The organism is Pseudomonas sp. RL_105y_Pfl2_101, assembly GCF_963970585.1.
Lineage (GTDB): Bacteria > Pseudomonadota > Gammaproteobacteria > Pseudomonadales > Pseudomonadaceae > Aquipseudomonas.
The window spans coordinates 44,469-61,710 of sequence record NZ_CAXAPG010000006.1 but is presented as its reverse complement, the minus strand read 5'-3'; the positions used below and the strand labels follow the sequence as shown (position 1 = coordinate 61,710).

The 17,242-nt window shown below is 60.5% G+C and carries 16 protein-coding genes; 12 read left to right on the top strand and 4 right to left on the bottom strand.

Annotated elements, in window-relative coordinates; genetic code table 11:
• Positions 1 to 30 precede the first annotated feature (30 nt).
• Both AACY31_RS09405 and ybaK read right to left on the bottom strand, forming a co-directional pair.
• Positions 31 to 813, bottom strand: coding sequence for a PhzF family phenazine biosynthesis protein (locus AACY31_RS09405; RefSeq protein ID WP_339475454.1), 783 nt, complete (start codon positions 811 to 813; stop codon positions 31 to 33).
• A gap of 162 nt (positions 814 to 975) precedes the next feature.
• Complete coding sequence (gene ybaK, locus AACY31_RS09400) at positions 976 to 1,446, bottom strand: Cys-tRNA(Pro) deacylase (protein ID WP_339475456.1); 471 nt, start codon at positions 1,444 to 1,446, stop codon at positions 976 to 978.
• A 326-nt stretch (positions 1,447 to 1,772) separates the two neighbouring features.
• On the opposite strand from ybaK, the gene AACY31_RS09395 reads away from it, so the two are divergent.
• The 11 genes from AACY31_RS09395 (at position 1,773) to AACY31_RS09345 (ending at position 14,354) form a co-directional block, all read left to right on the top strand.
• A complete protein-coding gene (locus tag AACY31_RS09395; RefSeq protein ID WP_339504366.1) occupies positions 1,773 to 2,624 on the top strand; it encodes an MIP/aquaporin family protein in 852 nt (283 codons plus the stop codon).
• A 73-nt stretch (positions 2,625 to 2,697) separates the two neighbouring features.
• Positions 2,698 to 4,203, top strand: a complete 1,506-nt coding sequence (glpK, locus tag AACY31_RS09390) for a glycerol kinase GlpK (protein WP_339475461.1) — start codon at positions 2,698 to 2,700, stop codon at positions 4,201 to 4,203.
• A gap of 85 nt (positions 4,204 to 4,288) precedes the next feature.
• Entirely contained in the window at positions 4,289 to 5,044 is a 756-nt protein-coding gene (locus AACY31_RS09385; RefSeq protein ID WP_339504364.1) for a DeoR/GlpR family transcriptional regulator, read from the top strand.
• Between the two features lie 316 nt (positions 5,045 to 5,360).
• Entirely contained in the window at positions 5,361 to 6,899 is a 1,539-nt protein-coding gene (glpD, locus tag AACY31_RS09380) for a glycerol-3-phosphate dehydrogenase (RefSeq protein ID WP_339475465.1), read from the top strand.
• A 444-nt stretch (positions 6,900 to 7,343) separates the two neighbouring features.
• Positions 7,344 to 8,258, top strand: a complete 915-nt coding sequence (locus tag AACY31_RS09375; RefSeq protein WP_339475468.1) for a glutamate/aspartate ABC transporter substrate-binding protein — start codon at positions 7,344 to 7,346, stop codon at positions 8,256 to 8,258.
• A 190-nt stretch (positions 8,259 to 8,448) separates the two neighbouring features.
• Positions 8,449 to 9,195, top strand: coding sequence for an amino acid ABC transporter permease (locus tag AACY31_RS09370; RefSeq protein ID WP_339475471.1), 747 nt, complete (start codon positions 8,449 to 8,451; stop codon positions 9,193 to 9,195).
• Positions 9,195 to 9,866: an amino acid ABC transporter permease gene (locus AACY31_RS09365; protein WP_339475474.1), complete on the top strand. Its 672-nt coding sequence runs from the start codon at positions 9,195 to 9,197 to the stop codon at positions 9,864 to 9,866. Before AACY31_RS09370 ends, AACY31_RS09365 begins: the two co-directional genes overlap by 1 nt.
• Positions 9,863 to 10,597: an amino acid ABC transporter ATP-binding protein gene (locus tag AACY31_RS09360; RefSeq protein WP_003204983.1), complete on the top strand. Its 735-nt coding sequence runs from the start codon at positions 9,863 to 9,865 to the stop codon at positions 10,595 to 10,597. The genes AACY31_RS09365 and AACY31_RS09360 overlap by 4 nt, the downstream gene beginning before the upstream one ends.
• 172 nt (positions 10,598 to 10,769) lie before the next feature.
• Positions 10,770 to 12,674: a sensor histidine kinase gene (locus AACY31_RS09355; RefSeq protein WP_339504363.1), complete on the top strand. Its 1,905-nt coding sequence runs from the start codon at positions 10,770 to 10,772 to the stop codon at positions 12,672 to 12,674.
• Positions 12,671 to 13,999 carry a sigma-54-dependent transcriptional regulator gene (locus tag AACY31_RS09350; RefSeq protein WP_339475478.1) on the top strand — a complete coding sequence of 443 codons (1,329 nt, stop codon included), beginning with the start codon at positions 12,671 to 12,673 and terminating at the stop codon, positions 13,997 to 13,999. The genes AACY31_RS09355 and AACY31_RS09350 overlap by 4 nt, the downstream gene beginning before the upstream one ends.
• Positions 14,000 to 14,024: 25 nt before the next feature.
• Positions 14,025 to 14,354 carry a GlpM family protein gene (locus AACY31_RS09345; RefSeq protein ID WP_339475715.1) on the top strand — a complete coding sequence of 110 codons (330 nt, stop codon included), beginning with the start codon at positions 14,025 to 14,027 and terminating at the stop codon, positions 14,352 to 14,354.
• A 162-nt stretch (positions 14,355 to 14,516) separates the two neighbouring features.
• On the opposite strand, the gene AACY31_RS09340 is transcribed toward AACY31_RS09345, so the two are convergent.
• Together AACY31_RS09340 and AACY31_RS09335 are read right to left on the bottom strand one after the other, a co-directional pair.
• Positions 14,517 to 15,131 carry an NAD(P)-dependent oxidoreductase gene (locus tag AACY31_RS09340; protein ID WP_339475480.1) on the bottom strand — a complete coding sequence of 205 codons (615 nt, stop codon included), beginning with the start codon at positions 15,129 to 15,131 and terminating at the stop codon, positions 14,517 to 14,519.
• 97 nt (positions 15,132 to 15,228) lie between these two features.
• Positions 15,229 to 16,107, bottom strand: coding sequence for an MBL fold metallo-hydrolase (locus AACY31_RS09335; protein ID WP_339475483.1), 879 nt, complete (start codon positions 16,105 to 16,107; stop codon positions 15,229 to 15,231).
• 115 nt (positions 16,108 to 16,222) lie between these two features.
• Here AACY31_RS09335 and AACY31_RS09330 point away from each other — a divergent pair, with 115 nt between their 5' ends.
• A complete protein-coding gene (locus tag AACY31_RS09330) occupies positions 16,223 to 17,128 on the top strand; it encodes a LysR family transcriptional regulator (protein ID WP_339475486.1) in 906 nt (301 codons plus the stop codon).
• The last annotated feature ends 114 nt before the right edge of the window (positions 17,129 to 17,242 follow it).

Below are 17,242 nucleotides of genomic sequence, written 5' to 3'. Positions count from 1 at the left end.
CTGCAGGGCGCAAACCAGCAGGGAATACCATCACCCCAGCATCAACGTCCCACTGGCCACCAACGTCGCATTCCCGCCGATCTTCACCCGCTCACCCTCCAACCGGCAGAACAACGCCCCGCCCCGGCTCGAGCATTGGTAAGCCGTCAGGCTGTGCTTGCCCAAGCGCTTGGACCAATAGGGAATCAGACTGCAGTGGGTCGAGCCGGTCACTGGGTCTTCGTGGATCCCGATCGCCGGGGCAAAATAGCGTGAGACAAAATCATGCTTGCTCCCCGGCGCGGTCACGATAGCGCCGGGCCAAGGCAGTTTTGCCAGGGCCGCCATGTCCGGCTTGCAATCGAGCACCGCTTGCTCCGACTCCAGCACCACGAACAGCTCATTGGAACTCAGCACATCCACAGCTGCGACACCCAGGGCACTCTGGACGGCCAAGGACGCCCCCAACCCGGCAGGCACGACGGCCGGAAAATCCAGCCACAGCCGATCGCCCTCGCGGGTAACGCTCAATGAACCGGACTGGCAGATGAAGTCCAGCCGCTCGGCGGTTTCGCGGTAGACCTCGAACAGTACATAAGCGGCGGCCAACGTGGCGTGTCCGCACAGCGGGACTTCGGTGGTGGGCGTGAACCAGCGGATATGCCAATGCTGGTCTTCACGTACCAGAAACGCGGTTTCCGCCAGATTATGTTCGGCGGCGATCTTCTGCATCAAGTCATCGGCAAGCCAGCCGTCGAGTCGATAGACCATCGCCGGGTTACCGCCGAACGGGCGGTCACTGAATGCATCGACCTGATGAAACGCAAGCTGCATGGCACTTCTCCTTTTCTTGAGGCGCCAGTATCCGGGGCAGCGGCACGGCTTATCCAGTGACAGATCAGCAGCATTTTCACCCTACAGCGTGGGATGGAAGAACTGACGCACAGCTTAGCCATTCACACCCTTGTGGCGAGACTTGCTCGTGCCTGGCTTTATTCAAGCACGCCCAATATCAGCAAACGTCGCCCCGGTGTGCGCCTTCAATACCGAAGGCGCCAACTCGACTTCCAAGCCGCGCCTTCCCGCACTGACAAACATACTGACGAGCGGCTGTGCGGAACTGTCGATAAAAGTGCGCAAGCGCTTCTTCTGCCCCAGCGGGCTGATCCCGCCAAGTAAATAGCCGGTCGAACGCTGCGCCGCAGTTGGGTCGGCCATCTCGACCTTCTTCACCCCGGCCGCATGGGCCAGGCCTTTCAAGTCCAGGCTTCCGGCTACGGGCACTACCGCCACCAACAGTTCACCCTTCTCACTGGCCGCCAACAACGTCTTGAACACCTGCGTCGGATCCAGCCCGAGCTTTTCCGCCGCTTCCAAACCGTAGGACGCGGCCTTGGGATCGTGTTCGTAACTGTGGATGCGATGTTCGGCGCGCACTTTCTTAAGCAGATCCAACGCGGGTGTCATGACTGCTCCTGGCAAGGAAATCAAAAAAAAAGAGTGGCCGGATTCTAAGCCATCGCCAGCGAAAAGGCTTGGGACGGGGGTCAGGAGTAGCGGTGACCCACCGCCAGAGGAAGAGTCATTCACGCCACGAATAGTTGAAATGTGACCGATGGTTCACTTTCGACCTTTGACACCAGCGTTTCTTGTCTATATTTTTTCGAAACTGAAAGTCGTATCACATGCCTCAAGCAGCAACCCGAGATCAGGATGGGGATCCTGCCTCGGTGGAGATCGCGCAATTGAGCTTTATCGAAGGCGCAGCAAAAGAACAAAAAACCGAGGTTTGAATGACAACTGCTTTACAACAGCCATCCCTGTCCAGCCAATGCCTGGCTGAATTCCTGGGCACTGCCCTGCTGATTTTTTTTGGCACCGGTTGCGTCGCGGCGCTCAAGGTTGCGGGTGCCAGCTTCGGTTTGTGGGAAATCAGCCTCATCTGGGGTGTCGGCGTCAGCATGGCGATCTATCTGAGCGCGGGCATTTCCGGCGCCCATCTCAACCCCGCCGTCAGCATTGCCCTGTGCATTTTCGCTGACTTCGAAAAGCTCAAGCTGCCTCTCTACATGATTTCCCAGGTGGCTGGCGCCTTCTGCGGCGCCCTCCTGGTCTACACGCTGTACAGCAACCTATTCTTCGATTTCGAACAGTCCCGACACATGATCCGCGGCACCGAAGCGAGCCTCGAACTCGCCTCGGTGTTTTCCACCTACCCGCACGCAGCGCTCTCCACCGGCCAAGCCTTCCTCGTGGAGGTGATCATCACGGCCATCCTGATGGGGGTGATCATGTCCCTGACCGATGACAACAATGGCTTACCCCGTGGCCCTCTGGCACCACTGCTGATCGGCCTGCTGATTGCGGTGATCGGCAGCTCCATGGGGCCGCTGACGGGTTTTGCGATGAACCCGGCGCGAGACTTCGGTCCTAAACTGATGACTTTCTTCGCTGGCTGGGGTGAAATTTCCCTCACGGGTGGACGCGACATCCCCTACTTCCTGGTTCCGATTTTTGCCCCGATTGTGGGTGCATGCCTCGGTGCCGCGGCCTATCGCGGCTTGATTGCCCGGCACCTGCCCAGCGCCATAACTGCTACAAAGGATGCAGAACCGGCCATTGACGGCAAGCCCAGAACATCCTGAAACAGTCGGCGCAGGCTCCTGCCACTCCAGCCTGCGCCGTGGCTTCTTCCTTTTACGTCCCAAGGCAATCGACATGACCGACATACAGAACAAGAACTACATCATTGCCCTCGACCAGGGTACGACCAGCTCGCGGGCGATCATCTTCGACCGTGACGCCAACGTGGTCTGCACCGCCCAGCGCGAATTTGCCCAGCATTACCCACAGGCCGGCTGGGTCGAACACGACCCGATGGAAATATTCGCCACCCAGAGCGCGGTCATGGTCGAAGCCCTCGCCCAGGCCGGCCTGCACCATGACCAGGTGGCCGCCATCGGCATCACCAACCAGCGTGAAACCACCGTGGTCTGGGACAAGATCACCGGCCGGCCGATCTACAACGCCATCGTCTGGCAATGCCGCCGCAGTACCGAAATCTGCCAGCAGCTCAAGCGCGATGGCCACGAGCAATACATCAGCCAAACCACCGGTCTGGTCACCGACCCGTACTTTTCCGGCACCAAGCTCAAGTGGATCCTGGACAACGTCGAAGGCAGCCGCGAGCGTGCGCGCAACGGTGAACTGCTGTTCGGCACCGTCGACAGCTGGCTGATCTGGAAATTCACCGGCGGCAAGGTCCACGTCACCGACTACACCAACGCCTCGCGCACCCTGCTCTTCAACATTCACTCGCTGGAATGGGATGCGAAGATGCTCGACATCCTCGACATCCCCCGCGAAATGCTCCCGCAAGTGAAGCCCTCCTCGCAGATCTATGGCCGCACCAAGAGCGGCATCGCCATCGGTGGCATCGCCGGCGACCAGCAGGCGGCCCTGTTCGGCCAAATGTGTGTGGAGCCAGGCCAGGCGAAAAACACTTACGGCACCGGCTGTTTCCTGCTGATGAACACCGGCAACAAAGCCGTAAAATCCAATCACGGCATGCTCACCACCATCGCCTGCGGCCCGCGCGGCGAAGTCGCCTACGCCCTGGAAGGCGCCGTATTCAATGGCGGCTCCACGGTCCAGTGGCTGCGCGATGAACTGAAGATCATCAACGACGCACTGGATACCGAATACTTCGCCAATAAGGTCAAGGACAGCAACGGCGTGTATCTGGTGCCCGCCTTCACCGGCCTGGGCGCTCCGTATTGGGACCCCTATGCCCGCGGCGCACTGTTTGGCCTGACCCGCGGCGTACGGGTCGATCACATCATTCGTGCAGCGCTGGAGTCGATTGCCTACCAGACCCGCGACGTACTCGACGCCATGCAGCAGGACTCAGGTGAACGCCTCAAGGCCCTGCGCGTCGACGGTGGCGCGGTGGCTAACAACTTCCTCATGCAATTCCAGGCCGACATCCTGGGTACCCAGGTCGAGCGCCCGAAAATGCGTGAAACCACTGCCCTGGGTGCTGCGTACCTGGCCGGACTGGCGTGCGGTTTCTGGGGCAGTCTGGAAGAACTGCGCGGCAAAGCGGTGATCGAGCGTGAATTCGAACCGCAGCTGGACGAGCAGGCGAAGGAAAAACTCTACGCCGGTTGGCAGAAAGCGGTCAGCCGCACCCGTGACTGGGAACCCCATGAAGACGCTGAATAGAGCCTGACAAGGTTCTGAAACTGGTCGGGAGCAGATTCCTGCGGCATCATGGGCAAATTTTGTATGGCAGCCCAAAGGAAGCCCCATGAATCTGCCTCCCCGCCAGCAGCAAATCCTCGAACTGGTCCGCGAACGCGGCTATGTCAGCATCGAGGAAATGGCGCAGCTATTCGTCGTCACCCCGCAAACCATCCGCCGCGACATCAATCAGCTGGCGGAAGTGAACCTGCTGCGCCGCTACCATGGCGGCGCCGCCTACGATTCAAGCGTGGAAAACACCGCCTACGCCATGCGCGCCGATCAGATGCGCGACGAGAAACAACGCATCGCCGAAACCATCGCCGCCCAGATCCCTGATCACGCCTCGCTGTTCATCAACATCGGCACCACCACCGAATCCATCGCCCGGGCGCTGCTCAATCACAACCACCTGAAGGTCATCACCAATAACCTGCACGTGGCCTCGATCCTCAGCGCCAAGGACGACTTCGAAGTCCTGATCGCCGGCGGCAACGTACGGCGTGACGGCGGCGTGGTGGGCCAGGCCAGCGTCGACTTCATCAACCAGTTCAAGGTCGACTTCGCCCTGGTGGGCATCAGCGGGATCGATGAAGACGGCAGCCTGCTGGACTTCGACTACCAGGAAGTGCGGGTTTCCCAAGCCATCATCGCCAACGCCCGGAAGGTGCTGCTGGCGGCGGACTCGAGCAAATTCGGGCGCAACGCCATGGTCCGACTGGGGCCCATCAGCCTGATCGACTGCCTGGTGACCGACCAGCAACCCGTGCCGGCCCTGGCGCAATTGCTGAGCCAGCACAAGATTCGGCTGGAAGTGGTCTGACGACCGCCTCAATACCCTGTGGCGAGGCTGCTGTGGGAGCATGGCTTGCCCGCGATGAAGGCAACACACTTTCTACATAGAACGAGGCGCCTGTTTCGCGAGCAAGCGTTGCTCCCACAAATCCCTCTCGCCACAAAAGCGTGCCCAGGCACCTTTGCTCGTCCTTCCATGTTCGAAAATTTTCCTTTCAGCTCCCCTTGATCAGTATTTTCAATCGAAGATGGCTGGCTGTTGCTGTCTTTATGGGCTAGTATTTTCGCAAATGAACATTTATGTTCGAATTAAAATATTACGAAAAAGAGCCTGAGGCCAGCCGATGCCCACTTCTACCATGCCTACGCCCCCTCTCGCCGAGGTTTACGACGTCGCCGTCATTGGTGGCGGTATCAACGGCGTGGGGATTGCCGCGGACGCTGCCGGTCGCGGTCTTTCGGTGTTCCTTTGCGAAAAGGACGACTTGGCCAGCCACACATCGTCGGCCAGCAGCAAGTTGATCCACGGTGGCCTGCGCTACCTCGAACATTATGAGTTCCGCCTGGTGCGCGAAGCGCTGGCCGAGCGCGAGGTGCTGCTGAGTAAGGCTCCGCACATCGTCAAGCAAATGCGCTTCGTGCTGCCTCACCGCCCGCATCTGCGCCCGGCCTGGATGATCCGCGCCGGCCTGTTCCTCTACGATCACCTGGGCAAACGTGAGCAGCTCGCCGGTTCCAAAAGCCTGAAGTTCGGTGCCGACAGCGCATTGAAAAGCGAGATCACCAAAGGTTTCGAATACTCCGACTGCTGGGTCGACGATGCCCGGCTGGTGGTACTCAACGCCATGGCCGCCCGGGAAAAAGGCGCGCATATCCACACCCGCACGCGCTGTGTGAACGCCCGTCGCAGCAAAGGCCTGTGGCACTTGCACCTGGAACGTGCCGACGGCAGCCTGTTTTCGATTCGTGCCAAGGCACTGGTCAACGCCGCCGGCCCGTGGGTCGCCAAGTTCATTCGTGATGACCTTAAGCTGGAATCGCCCTACGGCATCCGCCTGATCCAGGGCAGTCACCTGATCGTGCCGAAACTCTACGAAGGCGAACATGCGCACATTCTGCAAAACGAAGACCAGCGCATCGTGTTCACCATTCCCTACCTGAACCAGTTCACCCTGATCGGCACGACTGACCGCGAATACACCGGTGACCCGGCCAAAGTGGCGATCACCGAAGGCGAAACCGATTACCTGTTGAAAGTGGTCAATGCCCACTTCAAGAAGCAGATCAGCCGCGACGATATTCTGCACAGCTATTCCGGTGTGCGTCCGCTGTGCAACGACGAATCCGACAACCCGTCGGCCGTGACCCGCGACTACACCCTGGCGCTGTCGGGTGGCGGTGAAGAACCCCCACTGCTGTCGGTGTTCGGCGGCAAGCTGACCACCTACCGCAAACTGGCCGAATCGGCGATGGCGCAACTGGCCCCGTATTTCACGCAAATGCGTCCGAGCTGGACCGCCGTAGAGGCCCTCCCTGGCGGCGAAAACATGACCACCCCGCAGGCGCTGTGCTCGGCGATCCGCGACAAGTTCGACTGGCTGCCAACCGACATCGCCCGCCGCTGGGCCACCACCTACGGCAGCCGCACTTGGCGCATGCTCGAAGGTGTGCACAACCAGGGAGATCTGGGCGAGCACATCGGCGCCGGTCTCTATACCCGCGAAGTCGACTACCTGTGCAGCGACGAGTGGGCCGTCGATGCCCAGGACATCCTCTGGCGCCGCAGCAAGCTAGGCTTGTTCACCACCCCGGTCGAGCAGGAGAAACTGCAGCAGTACCTGGACAAGCTCGAGCACAACCGCCGCAAGATCGAAGCGGCCTGAACGATAGCCCGCCGCACCCAAGGCCCCTGAATCCTGCGATTCAGGGGCTTTTTGCTATCTGAAATTCGCCACAGATCCTGCGGGAGCGGGCTTGCTCGCGAAGAGGCCGGCACATTCGACATCCAGGTGGCTGGCACACCGCTATCGCCAGCGAGCGCGCCCGATGGATCGAGGCAAGCTCAAGCCATTCGGTTTTCCGAACAAGACCCACCAGTCAGTTCGGCTAACCGGATAAATCAGGCCGCACAAAGCCTGAAACAAAACATTAATTATTATTTAAATCAACAAGTTAAGTAGTAACCTCCGAGCCTGGCACGAGTCATGCTCTACACTCCTGCGAGACGAATGCCTGTACGCCAACACAACAGGAGCTTCCAGGCACTTCGAAGTACTCAGGGCCGACGAACCGGCCGAAATAAAAAAAACAATGTCGAGGAAATATAGATGCGCATCGTTCCCCATCTCCTGGGCGCAGCCATTGCTGCCGCTCTGATCAGCACTCCGGTTTTCGCGGCCGAACTGACCGGCACACTGAAAAAGATCAAAGAATCCGGCGTTATCACGCTTGGCCATCGCGACGCTTCCATTCCGTTTTCCTACATCGCGGACGCTACGGGCAAGCCAGTCGGCTACTCCCACGACATCCAGATGAAAGTCGTCGAAGCGATCAAGAAGGACCTGGACCTGCCGAACCTGCAAGTCAAATACAACCTGGTCACTTCGCAAACCCGTATCCCGCTGGTGCAGAACGGTACCGTGGACCTGGAATGCGGCTCCACCACCAACAACGTCGAGCGTCAGCAGCAGGTTGACTTCTCCGTTGGCATCTTCGAAATCGGCACCAAGCTGCTGTCCAAGAAAGATTCCAAGTACAAGGATTTCGCCGACCTCAAGGGCAAGAACGTCGTGACCACTGCCGGCACCACGTCCGAGCGCATCCTCAAGTCCATGAACGCCGACAAGCAGATGGGCATGAACGTCATCTCCGCCAAGGACCACGGCGAATCCTTCCAGATGCTGGAATCGGGTCGCGCCGTTGCGTTCATGATGGACGACGCCCTGCTGGCAGGCGAAGCCGCCAAGGCCAAGAAGGCCGATGACTGGGCCGTGACCGGTACCCCACAGTCCTACGAAATCTATGGCTGCATGATGCGCAAGGGCGACGAGCCGTTCAAGAAGGCTGTCGATGACGCCATCAAGGCCACTTACGCGTCGGGCGAGATCAACAAGATCTACGAAAAATGGTTCATGCAACCTATCCCGCCAAAAGGCCTGAACCTGAACTTCCCGATGAGCGAAGAACTCAAGGCACTGATCGCCAAGCCGACCGACAAAGCGGCTGACGACAAGAAATCCTGATTTCTGACTAACCTTGTCTCCTGAAGGGGCCCGGCCCTTTCAGGGGATGGTCACTCCCTGCTGGCAAATCTGGAAACACTCGAACCGGTGGCTGTCGAGCCGATCGCGTGTGCCTGGCCTTCAAGCCAGGCGGGAACGGAGTTTCCCCAGGCGGGCATTTGTACATCGAACGATCTGAGGGGAGACCCTAATGAATTACAACTGGGACTGGAGCGTGTTCTTCAAGTCCACCGGCATAGGCAGCGAGATCTATCTCGACTGGTATGCGACCGGTTTGGGCTGGACCATCGCCATCGCCATCGTAGCCTGGATCATCGCCTTGCTGCTGGGCTCGATTCTGGGTGTGATGCGTACCGTGCCGAACCGACTGGTGTCGGGCATCGCCACTTGCTACGTGGAGCTTTTCCGTAACGTACCGCTGCTGGTTCAGCTGTTCATCTGGTACTTCCTGGTGCCGGACCTGCTGCCCGCCGATATTCAGGAGTGGTACAAGCAGGACCTGAACCCGACCACCTCGGCCTACCTGAGCGTCGTCGTGTGCCTGGGCCTGTTCACCGCCGCCCGGGTTTGCGAACAGGTGCGCACCGGTATCCAGGCGCTACCGCGCGGCCAGGAATCCGCCGCCCGTGCCATGGGCTTCAAGCTGCCACAGATCTACTGGAACGTGCTGCTGCCCCAGGCCTATCGGATCATCATTCCGCCGCTTACCTCGGAGTTCCTCAACGTCTTCAAGAACTCCTCCGTGGCCTCGCTGATCGGCCTGATGGAGTTGCTCGCGCAGACCAAGCAGACCGCCGAGTTCTCCGCCAACCTGTTCGAAGCCTTCACCCTGGCCACGCTGATCTATTTCACCCTGAACATGAGCCTGATGCTGCTTATGCGCATGGTCGAGAAGAAAGTCGCGGTGCCCGGCCTGATCTCCGTGGGGGGTAAATAATGGAATTCGACTTCACTGGCATCATCCCGGCCATTCCCGGTTTGTGGAACGGCATGGTGATGACCCTCAAGCTGATGGCCTTGGGCGTGGTCGGCGGGATCATCCTCGGCACGATCCTGGCGCTGATGCGCCTGTCCCATAACAAGCTGGTCTCCAATATCGCTGGCGCCTACGTCAACTACTTCCGCTCGATCCCGCTGCTGCTGGTGATCACCTGGTTCTACCTGGCGGTACCGTTCGTGCTGCGCTGGATCACCGGCGAAGACACGCCGATCGGGGCATTCGGTTCTTGCATCGTGGCGTTCATGATGTTCGAAGCGGCGTACTTTTGCGAAATCGTCCGCGCCGGCGTGCAGTCGATTCCCAAGGGCCAGATGGGCGCCGCCCAGGCACTGGGCATGAATTACGGCCAGACCATGCGCCTGATCATCCTGCCCCAGGCGTTTCGCAAGATGACCCCGCTGCTGTTGCAACAAAGCATCATCCTGTTTCAGGACACCTCGCTGGTCTATACGGTCGGCCTGGTGGACTTCCTCAATGCTTCGCGGGCCAGTGGCGACATCATCGGCCGCTCCAATGAGTTCCTGATCATCGCAGGTCTCGTGTACTTCACCATCAGCTTTGCCGCCTCGCAGCTGGTCAAGCATCTGCAAAAAAGGTTCGCCGTATGATCTCTATCAAGAACATCAACAAGTGGTATGGGGACTTCCAGGTACTGACCAATTGCAGCACCGAGGTCAGCAAAGGTGAGGTGGTGGTGGTGTGCGGGCCATCGGGTTCGGGCAAGTCGACGCTAATCAAGTGCGTGAACGCCCTGGAACCGTTCCAGAAAGGCGACATCGTGGTCGACGGCACCTCCATCGCCGACCCGAAGACCAACCTGCCGAAACTACGCTCGCGCGTGGGCATGGTGTTCCAGCATTTCGAACTGTTCCCCCACCTGACCATCACCGAAAACCTGACCATCGCGCAGATCAAGGTGTTGGGCCGCAGCAAGGAAGAAGCCACCAAGAAAGGCCTGCAACTGCTTGAGCGGGTCGGCCTTTCGGCCCACGCCCACAAGCATCCGGGCCAGCTCTCCGGCGGCCAGCAGCAGCGCGTGGCAATTGCCCGTGCCCTGGCGATGGACCCGGTGGTGATGCTGTTCGACGAACCGACCTCGGCCCTTGACCCGGAAATGGTCAACGAAGTGCTCGACGTGATGGTGCAACTGGCCCACGAAGGCATGACCATGATGTGCGTGACCCACGAAATGGGCTTTGCCCGCAAAGTGGCGAACCGGGTGATCTTCATGGACCAGGGCCAGATCATCGAAGACTGCAAGAAAGAAGAGTTCTTCGGCGACATCAGCGCCCGCTCCGAACGCGCGCAGCATTTCCTTGAGAAAATCCTGCAGCACTAAAAACACATTTGCGAAAGCTCCCACGCCTCCTGTGGGAGCGAGCCTGCTCGCGATGAGGCCATCACAGTCAACATCAATGTTGAAGGTAGGTCCGCCATCGCGAGCAGGCTCGCTCCCACAAGGGGCCGTGGTGACTCTGAGTAAGTGTTGTGGTTGACCCAAGGCTTCTGTGATGAAATGCGACCCCACCCTCTATCGCGCCGCGCCGCCATCACTCGCCGTGAAACCCCGTCTGATCCGCCATCTGTTCCTGCCGCCACTGGTCATTGCCCTGATGATCGGCCTGGGTTACCTCGGCTTCTGGATCAGCGAGCATTATGGCGTACGTGGCCTCGCCGAGAATGGCGAACGCCAGTTGGAGCTGCACGCCCGTGCGGTCGAGAGCGAAATCAACAAGTACACCTACCTGCCCAGCCTGCTGGAGCTTGAATCGAGTGTCTCGCAACTGCTCGATGACCCGACACCCGAGCATCGCAGGACCGTCAATGAATACCTCGAAGGCCTGAACCGCCGTAGCCGCAGCCGGGCCGTCTACGTGATGGACACCACTGGCCGGGTGATGGCCACCAGCAACTGGCGCGACGTCGACAGTTACCTGGGCGAAGACCTGTCCTTCCGCGCCTATTTCCAGAACGCCGTGCGCGGCCAGCCGGGGCGCTTCTACGGCATCGGCAGCACCAACGGCGAACCCGGCTACTACCTGGCCCATGGCCTGGAGCAACAAGGCAAGATCATCGGCGTCGCCGTGGTCAAGGTACGCCTCGAAGCCCTGGAGGAACGCTGGCAGCGAGCGCGACTGGAGGCGTTCGTCAGTGATGAGAACGGCATCATCATCCTGTCCAGCGACCCGGCGCGGCGGCTCAAGTCGGTGCGCCCCCTGAGCGACGACACCAAGGAACGCCTGGCCCGCAGCCTGCAGTACTACTGGTTCCCGCTCAATGAACTGGTGCCCTTGGCCCGGGAGCGCCTGGCCGAAGGCATGGAGAAGCTGACGTTCCCGGCCAACAGCGAACTGGTGTCCGACGAGCGCGCCATCAGCTACTTGTCGCAGACCCGACCCTTGAGCGACACACCGTGGAATTTCACCCTGCTGACCCCGCTTGAAGACCTGCGTCGCCAGGCGATCAACCAAGGCATCCTGGTGGCCGTGGCCTTCGCCCTGGTGGCGTTCCTGCTGATCGCCTGGAACGAACGGCGCAAGGTCATTGCCACCCGTCTCGCGGCCCGGAAAGCCTTGCAGCAAGCCAACAACCAGCTCGAGCGTCGGATTACCGAACGCACCACGGACCTACGCGCCAGCAACGAACGACTCAAGGGCCAGATACGCGAACGGCGTCAGGCCGAAGAGACCTTGCGCCGGGCCCAGGACGAACTGGTCCAGGCCGGTAAACTGGCGGCCATCGGCCAGATGTCCACCAGCATCGCCCATGAACTCAACCAGCCGCTGGCGGCACTGCGCACCTTGTCCGGCAATACCGTACGCTTCCTGGAGCGCGGCCAACTGGACATCGCCAGCACTAACCTCAAGACCATTAACGATTTGATCGACCGCATGGGCCGGATCACCGCCAGCCTGCGCGCCTTCGCCCGCCGCGGGGACGACCAGGGCCAGGCCAGCCTCGGCAAAGGCATCGAGGCCGCGCTGCAACTGCTGGGCGCTCGCCTTGAAAGCTTGAACATCCAGATTCATTCCAGCGTCGACGACGTCCAGGTACACATTGACCAGACGCGCCTGGAGCAGATCCTGGTGAACCTGATCGGCAATGCCCTGGACGCCATGCAGACGCAACCCGAACCGCAGCTGTGGCTCGAAGGTCAGGCCGGCGATGGCAAATATCGTCTGCGCGTGCGGGATAACGGCCACGGCATTGACCTAGAAACACGCAAGCATCTGTTCGAACCCTTCTTCACCACCAAACCCGGCGAACAAGGCCTGGGCTTGGGCCTGACGCTTTCCGCCAGCCTAGCCGCCGCCACAGGTGGATACCTGGGCGTTGAACACCCGGTTGAGGGCAGTGGAACCACGTTTGTCCTCAGTTTACCGTTGGTAAGCCTTTTACCTGCCGAGCCGCTATGAACAACGACCTGAGCGTACTGATCGTCGAAGACGACCCCCATGTCCTGCTGGGCTGCAAGCAGGCGCTGACCCTGGAAGACATTCCCTGCATCGGCGTGGGCAGCGCCGAAGAGGCCCTGGAGCGCGTCGACGATAACTTTGCCGGCATCGTCATCAGCGACATTCGCCTGCCGGGCATCGATGGCCTGGAACTGCTGACCCGCCTCAAGGCACGGGACCGCAGTTTGCCGGTGGTGCTGATCACCGGCCACGGCGACATTTCCATGGCCGTCGATGCCATGCAAAAAGGCGCCTATGACTTCATGGAAAAACCCTTCTCCCCTGAGCGCCTGGTGGACGTCGCCCGCCGTGCCCTGGAACAGCGCAGCCTCGCCCGGGAAGTGTCATCGCTGCGTCGGCAATTGGCCGAACGCGATTCCCTGGAAGGCCGGATCATTGGCCGCTCGCCCGCCATGCAGCACCTGCGCGCCCTGATCGCCAACGTCGCCGACACCTCGGCCAACGTGCTGATCGAAGGCGAAACCGGCACCGGCAAGGAATTGGTCGCCCGTTGCCTGCATGACTTCAGCCGACGCCACGACAAGCCGTTCGTCGCGCTGAACTGTGGCGGCCTGCCGGAGAACCTGTTCGAAAGCGAGATTTTCGGCCACGAGGCCAACGCCTTTACCGGTGCCGGCAAACGCCGGATCGGCAAGATCGAACACGCCGACGGTGGCACGCTGTTTCTCGATGAAGTGGAAAGCATGCCCCTGCCCTTGCAGATCAAATTGCTGCGCGTGTTGCAGGAACGTACCCTCGAGCGCCTGGGCTCGAACCAGAGCGTGGCCGTGGATTGCCGGGTAATCGCCGCCACCAAGTCCGACCTGGACGAAATGGGCCGGACCGGGCAGTTCCGCAGCGACCTGTATTACCGCCTCAACGTGGTGACCCTGGAACTGCCGCCACTGCGCGAGCGGCGCGAAGACATCCTGCAGCTGTTCAAGCACTTTCTCCAGCAGTCGTCCCTGCGCTTCGACCGCACGGTGCCGGAGCTGGACAACCAGACCCTGTCGAACCTGATGAGCCACGACTGGCCGGGTAACGTGCGCGAACTGCGCAACGTCGCCGAGCGCTACGCCCTGGGCCTGCCGGCGTTCAAGCGCTCCGGTGCCAGCGGCGGCAACCAGGGCCTGGCCTTCGCCGAAGCAGTCGAAGCCTTCGAGCGCAACCTGCTGGTAGACGCCCTGCAACGCAGCGGTGGCAACCTGACCCAGGCCAGCCTGGAATTGGGCATGGCCAAGACCACGCTGTTCGACAAAGTCAAAAAATATGGTCTGAGCCACTGACCGGGGACGTAAACCTGTGGACCTGATTTTCAAGGCGGCGCTGGGTGCAGCCGTGGTGGTCATCCTGGCGATGCTGGCCAAGACCAAGAACTATTACATCGCCGGACTGGTGCCGCTGTTCCCGACCTTCGCCCTGATTGCCCATTACATCGTCGGCAAGGGCCGCTCGGTGGACGACCTGAAGACCACCATCGTGTTTGGGATGTGGTCGATCATTCCGTACTTCGTCTATCTGGCGACCCTCTACGTGATGGTCGACCGCATGCGCCTGGAGGCCTCCCTCGCCGTAGCGGCGGTGGCGTGGCTGATGGCCGCGACGGTGCTGGTCAGCGCCTGGGTAAGAATCCACGGCTGAAGCTGCGGCGACGCACATCCCCCGTAGGAGCTGCCGAAGGCTGCGATCTTTTGATCTTGATCTTGGTCTTTCGCTCGTGACTCAATTGTCAGAGGAAAGATCGCAGCCTCGTTGCACTCGGCAGCTCCTACAGTTCGCGCAGGCCAGACAGGTCGTGCAGGATCAATAGCCGACGGTAAACCGGGTCCGCGAAAACCGCGGCTTTTCCACTTCATCGATCATCGCAATGGCGTAATCGGCAAAGCTGATCCTGCTCTCCCCGGCATCGTTGAACAGCAGGTGATCCTCGCCGACGCGGAACGCCTCCGTGCGCTCGGTTTCGACGAACTCTGCCGAAGGCGAAAGGAAGGTCCAGTCCAAGTCCTGCTCCTTGCGCAGTACGTCCAGGAACAATGCTCCGGCGCTGGCCTCGGCCAGGTATTCCTCCGGGAAGTCATCGCTGTCGATCACACGGCTGTTATCCGGCAACAGCAACGAACCGGCCCCGCCGACTACCAGCAAACGCTTGACCCCGGCAGCTTTCACCGGCCCGATGAGCTTGTCGGCCGGCACATTGGCGAAGTGAGCGGCACTGATCAACACGTCATGCCCGGCGATGGCTGCGGTCAACGCCTCGCTGTCCAATACATCCAGTTGCTTGCTGACCACCCTGGCCCTTTCACCGATTTTCGCGGTGTTGCGGGCAATGGCCGTCACGCTGTGACCACGCCGCAGGGCTTCTTCCAGCAATTGGCTGCCGGCGCGACCGGTGGCGCCGATGATTGCGATTTTGCTCATGGTGCTCTCCATTGGTTAGCGATGTTCGAAATGTCTGTTTTTGTGGCGAGGGGATTTATCCCCTCGCCACAAAAGTACCCGGATCAAAGATTGGCTTTCACCACTTCATCTCGCCCTTGGCCACCTTGGCACTGAGTTCCAGGGAACTGTCTTCACCCAGGTCCGGGTAGCGTTGCTTCATGGCAGCGATCAGCGCGGCGGAATCCTTGGCTTTGGCGGTTTCTTCGTCGAAGGCCTTGATGTAACCGGCGGTGAAGCGCACCGGGGCCAGGGAACGGGCGCTGTCACCCAAGTAGTGACCCGGAATCACCGTGCTCGGTTGCAATTTTTCAATGTTGGCGAGGGTCGCCAGCCAATCCTTGTGAGACTGCGGCGTCTGGGTATCGGCCATCCACACATGAGTGTTCTCGACCACCACCACACCACCAACCACGGCCTTGATCGATGGAATCCACACGAAACTGCGGTCCGGCTGCGGGCCATCGAGGCCGACGACCTGCAAGCGCTGGCCTTCCAGGGTCAGGCTGTCGCCCTTGAGCACCTGGGGCACGATGGCTTTGGCCGGCGCATCGGTCTTCAGGATCGGCCCCCAATATTTCAGCTTGCCGTCCATGGTGTGCTTGATGTGTTCGACGGTCGGCGCCGACGCCAGCACCTTGGCCTCAGGGAACGCGGCAGTCAGGGTTTCCAGACCAAAGTAGTAGTCTGGGTCGCCGTGGCTGATGTAGATCGTGGTCAGTCGCTTGCCACTGGCGCGGATTTTTTCCACCACCTGGGCGGCCTGGGTCTTACCGAACTGGGCGTCCACCAGAATCGCCTCTTTTTCACCGCTGACCAACACCGAAGTCACCGGGAAAACCGCCGCTGCGCCGGGGTTGTAGACGTCGAGTGTCAGGCCGGCGGCCCAGGTCTGGGCCGTGAAGGCCAGGGCGGCGGTTGCCAGTAGTAGGCGCTTGAGTGGGATAAATCCGGTCATGGTGTGCTCCGTTGTCCAAAAAGCCGTCAGGGGAATGGGGACTGAGCTTAGTTACCTGACTCGTTACAAAAAATGCGATGCTGGAACATAGTTTGTTTCTGAAATCGGGCAAATCATGGATCGTCTACAAGCAATGCGGGTGTTCGTCACGGTGGTGGACCTGGGCAGCCAGTCGGCGGCGGCCGAGCATCTGGACCTGTCGCGGCCGGTGGTGTCGCGGTATCTGGCGGAACTGGAGGACTGGGTCGGTGCCCGGTTGATGCACCGCACCACCCGCAAGCTGAGCCTGACGGCCGCAGGTTCGGAGATCCTGCCGCGTTGCCGGCAGATGCTGGAGCTGTCCGGCGACATGCAAGCCGCCGTCAGCACCCCGGACGACGCGCCACGGGGCATGTTGCGCATCAGTGCCAGTACCTCGTTCGGCCAAGCGCAACTGGCGAGCGCCATGGCCGAATACGTCAAGCGCTACCCAGGGGTGAGCGTCGACCTGCAAATGCTCGACCGCACCGTGAACCTGGTGGATGAGCGCATCGACCTGGCGATCCGCATGAGCAACGACCTGGACCCGAACCTGATTGCCCGTCGCCTCACGGTCTGCCGCTCGGTGATCTGCGCCTCGCCGCGATATCTGGGGGAACACTCGACACCGCTGCGAGTGGAAGACCTGAGCCGACACAACTGCCTGACCCACTCCTACGTCGGCAAGAGCCTGTGGCATTTCGAGCAGGACGGCGAGCAGGTGTCGGTGCCGGTGCAAGGGAATATCAGCGCCAACGAAGCCAGCACATTGCTTCAGGCAACGATAGCCGGTGCCGGCGTGGCCATGCTGCCCAGCTACCAGGCCGGCGCCCACATCAAGAACGGCGAACTGACCCGCCTGTTGCCCCACGCCGAACCCCGGCGGATGAACATGTACGCGGTGTACGCCTCACGCAAACACATGCCGTCGGCGCTGCGCAGTCTGCTGGATTTTTTGGTGCTCAAGTTTCCCGAGACGCCCGAGTGGGATGTGGGGCTCTAAACAATATTGGCCACAATGAGGTTCCCCTGTGGGAGCGAGCCCGCTCGCGATAGCGGTGTGACAGCTAATAGCGATGTTGACTGACTGTCCGCCATCGCGAGCAGGCTCGCACAC